Here is a 3,388-nt window from a genome sequence, read left to right as displayed (position 1 = left end):
GGGTTTTAGGTGAGTTTTGATAAAGATACTTGGCGGACACCATTGTATTTCATCAGATGGTTGCATAAACGCTTTAGATTTGAGGTTGATGGTTGTGCTAATGAGTGTAATGCTCTTTGTAATTGGTGGATTGGGAAAGAATTAGAGCCTACTGGTTTCAAAGAGGCAGTAGGAATTATTCACGATGATTTTACTGATGAGCGATTACCTGAAATTTTGAAGAAAGCAAATAATGGAAAAAGGTTCTCTATTTTTGTCAATCCACCTTACTCAAACGTTACGCCATTCATTCAACAGGCAAAACGCTTGCGTGATGAGGGTCATACGGTGGTGATGTTGCTCAATAACGATAAATCAACGCAATGGTATCAGAACCATATTCACAACGTGGCAAATGAAGTGATTGATATTATTGGTGGGAGAATTGCTTTTGTTCACCCTATCACAGGCGAGGAAATTAAAGGCAACAGTAAAGGGCAGATGGTCGTTGTGTTCGATCCAACAATGGAAGATTTTGTACAACGGTCGGTCAGTTTAGATTTTATTAAGAAGGTAGGTGGGTATGAGTGACACTGCGATTGTTCTATTGGGTTATTTTTGTTTATCAGGATGGCTAGCTTATTTGGCGTTTAGAGCTTTTGGGTTTGATGATGACAAAAAGAAATGATTTTAAATGCCCTAAGTGCGGCGGAGAGCTGGAAGATTTAAGCATTAACGATGATTGGGATTGGCACGTTGAAGAGCCTTATCGCTGTAACGGTCATTACACAGGGCGATTCCCCAACATCAGCAAGGATTGTGCGATGAACAGAACGAAGTCTTGTGGGTATTTTACGAAAGAGCAGGTTAAGAAGTAAGGAGGTTGGTAGGTATGGAACAAAGGTTGGTAGGTATGGAGTATAAGCAAAAATACTTTCTACGCACTGAGCAAATTAAAAACAATGCCCTTGAATTTGTGAAAGCGTTACCGGTGGACGAGAAAAAGCCGTTAGTAGTTGATGTGAAGCCTATTACTCGTAACCTTGAGCAAAATGCCAAATTCCATGCAATGTGCGGCGATATTGCCAGACAGGTGCAATTTAACGGCGAATGGCTACCGCCTGAAACGTGGAAGGTCATTTTAATTTCTGCCCACGCTGAAGCAACGAAAGAAGGCTCTTGTTTGGTCACAGGATTGGAAGGCGAATTAGTGAATATTCGTGAGAGTACGGCTCAAATGAGTGTAAAACGAATGGCAAGTTTAATCGAATATGTGACCGCTTGGGGTGTTTCTAACGGGGTGCATTTTAATGACAGATGGAATTTTTGGGGAGTTAAATGATGAATTGCCCTGATTGTAGTTCTGTTTTAAAAGACTGGCGTGATTTCTCGGAGAAATCAGAGATAGATGAGGTTAAGCCGTTTGAATGTACTGGGTTGAAGTGCGGTAAGCGTTGGAGTGAGGAAGAATTGGGGGCATTTAATGATAAAGCCAAAAGTAAAAACTCGTAAATGCAAATGCTGTGGTGGTGAGTTTAAGTCTGCGGATAGTTTTAGAAAATGGTGTAGTCCTGATTGTGGGGTAAAACTTGCCAAAATAGCCCAAGAAAAAGCCCGTCAGAAAGCAATAGAAAAGCGAAATCGAGAGGAAAGAGCAAAGGTTAAGGCAACGAGAGAACGTTTAAAATCTCGTGCTGAGTGGCTTAGAGATGCTCAAGCTGTTTTTAATGAATACATTCGGTTAAGAGATAAAGATGAGCCTTGTATTTCGTGCCAGCGTTTTCATCAAGGTCAATATCACGCAGGGCATTATCGCACGGTAAAAGCAATGCCAGAGCTGAGATTTAACGAAGACAACGTCCATAAACAATGCAGTGCTTGTAACAATCATTTGAGCGGAAATATCACAGAATATCGCATCAACCTTGTGCGTAAAATCGGGGCAGAGCGAGTAGAAGCATTGGAAAGCTATCACCCTCCTGTGAAGTGGTCGGTTGAGGATTGTAAGGAAATTATTCAAACGTATAAGGCGAAGATTAAGGAGTTGAAATGATTAGATTACATATCAGCATTGACGATATTCTACGCGTTTGGGTCCGTCGTTGGGCTTCTCATCGTGGGTGTCGTGGTTATCCATCATTACAATCTTTTATGCGTGAGGCAACTGCTCAAATTACAAAGTATAGTATTGATGAACTGTCAGAGGAACAGTATCTTAAGCTAGATGAAGCTGTGATGACATTACACGATTTGAATTTGGAAGCCTATCAGGTGCTAATGGCGGTGTTTTTACAAGGGCAGGATAAGAAGAATATTTGTCTTGAAATGCAGATCTCACCGACTACATTTGATAACCGTTTACGCACCGCACGAGATTTTATGGAAGGGGCCGTGTTTGGTTCGGGGTTGATTAAGGTAAAATTTTAAATTTGTGAGATGGATCACAGAAATGTTAATGTTTTTAAAATAGTATTGCCATTCCCTTTATATCTTTGGAGAAGTTTAAAATGAAAAAAATTATTTTGGCTGGCTTTGTTAGCTCTTTATTGGTTGGGTGTACGCCTATGTTGCCACAATCTCAAACAACGAGTCCTACTAATAAAGATATCCCAGGAAAAATTATTACGTTAGAGGAGGCTCGTACTAAAGATTATGGAGCATATCCTAAAAATTATGTACAACTGATTAAGGAACATTATAATAATACATTGAAAGATCCTGATTCTGTGAAATATAAAGAAATTACGAAACCTAAGAAAACAGCAAACGGCATTACAGATACATATTATTATTATGTTTGTGCAACGATTAATGCTAAAAACTCTTATGGTGGATATACTGGATGGACAACAGATACTTTTGATATTCGTGATGGAAGAATTATAAGTACACTACCTTATGTTCCAGTCCTTAATGGAACTCCTTTAACAAGAGCTCGTGATGAAAATAGATGTCATACACAGGCGGAAATCTTAATCCTTAATCCAAGATAGTTTCTACTTTTTATACTATTAAAACCGAAACCTCATCAAGAAAGGCATTAAGCCATCCTGTGAGTGTTTCGGTTTCTTCTTCTGTGGCGTTGGTTATTCTTAGTTTGTTATCTACTTTAGACAAAATGCAATCAATACCACATTCGTTGATAAAGTTAGAATTTTGTTGGATTAACCAATTTTTAAAAAGCTCTTTCATAGTGTTCTCCTGTTTTTTAGTGAGAATACTACGAAGGAGCTTTTTTTTGCGAGTACCAAAATCTATTTTCTCGATCTTGCCCTGGCGTTGCAAGTGGTTTTTGGTGTGAATGCTCAAAAAGTGATTGACAGCTTGAGTAAAAAGTAGTATATTTCAGCTATGCTTGCAACTCGTATAAGCGAGAGAAAGCGAAATGATTTTACAGCCCTGAGCAGAA

7 protein-coding genes are annotated in these 3,388 nt (G+C 39.0%); 6 read left to right on the top strand and 1 reads right to left on the bottom strand.

Annotated elements, in window-relative coordinates:
* Positions 1 to 9: 9 nt before the first annotated feature.
* The 6 genes from B0183_RS11575 (at position 10) to B0183_RS11550 (ending at position 2,972) form a co-directional block, all read left to right on the top strand.
* Positions 10 to 570 carry a DNA N-6-adenine-methyltransferase gene (locus B0183_RS11575; RefSeq protein ID WP_078208831.1) on the top strand — a complete coding sequence of 187 codons (561 nt, stop codon included), beginning with the start codon at positions 10 to 12 and terminating at the stop codon, positions 568 to 570.
* Between the two features lie 301 nt (positions 571 to 871).
* On the top strand, positions 872 to 1,321 hold the full coding sequence (locus B0183_RS11565) for a recombination protein NinB (protein WP_078208829.1): 450 nt from the start codon (positions 872 to 874) through the stop codon (positions 1,319 to 1,321).
* Complete coding sequence (locus tag B0183_RS12405; protein WP_021118992.1) at positions 1,318 to 1,491, top strand: hypothetical protein; 174 nt, start codon at positions 1,318 to 1,320, stop codon at positions 1,489 to 1,491. The genes B0183_RS11565 and B0183_RS12405 overlap by 4 nt, the downstream gene beginning before the upstream one ends.
* Positions 1,463 to 2,032, top strand: coding sequence for a recombination protein NinG (locus tag B0183_RS11560; RefSeq protein ID WP_078208828.1), 570 nt, complete (start codon positions 1,463 to 1,465; stop codon positions 2,030 to 2,032). Before B0183_RS12405 ends, B0183_RS11560 begins: the two co-directional genes overlap by 29 nt.
* A complete protein-coding gene (locus B0183_RS11555; protein WP_078208827.1) occupies positions 2,029 to 2,406 on the top strand; it encodes an antiterminator Q family protein in 378 nt (125 codons plus the stop codon). The genes B0183_RS11560 and B0183_RS11555 overlap by 4 nt, the downstream gene beginning before the upstream one ends.
* 80 nt (positions 2,407 to 2,486) lie before the next feature.
* Positions 2,487 to 2,972 (top strand): hypothetical protein, encoded by a 486-nt coding sequence (locus B0183_RS11550; protein ID WP_078208826.1) that lies wholly within the window; start codon positions 2,487 to 2,489, stop codon positions 2,970 to 2,972.
* A 10-nt stretch (positions 2,973 to 2,982) separates the two neighbouring features.
* On the opposite strand, the gene B0183_RS11545 is transcribed toward B0183_RS11550, so the two are convergent.
* Positions 2,983 to 3,171: a hypothetical protein gene (locus B0183_RS11545; RefSeq protein ID WP_078208825.1), complete on the bottom strand. Its 189-nt coding sequence runs from the start codon at positions 3,169 to 3,171 to the stop codon at positions 2,983 to 2,985.
* Between the last annotated feature and the right edge of the window lie 217 nt (positions 3,172 to 3,388).

It is taken from the genome of Glaesserella parasuis (assembly GCF_002015085.1).
GTDB lineage: Bacteria > Pseudomonadota > Gammaproteobacteria > Enterobacterales > Pasteurellaceae > Glaesserella > Glaesserella parasuis.
This window is presented reverse-complemented; position numbering and strand designations above follow the sequence as displayed.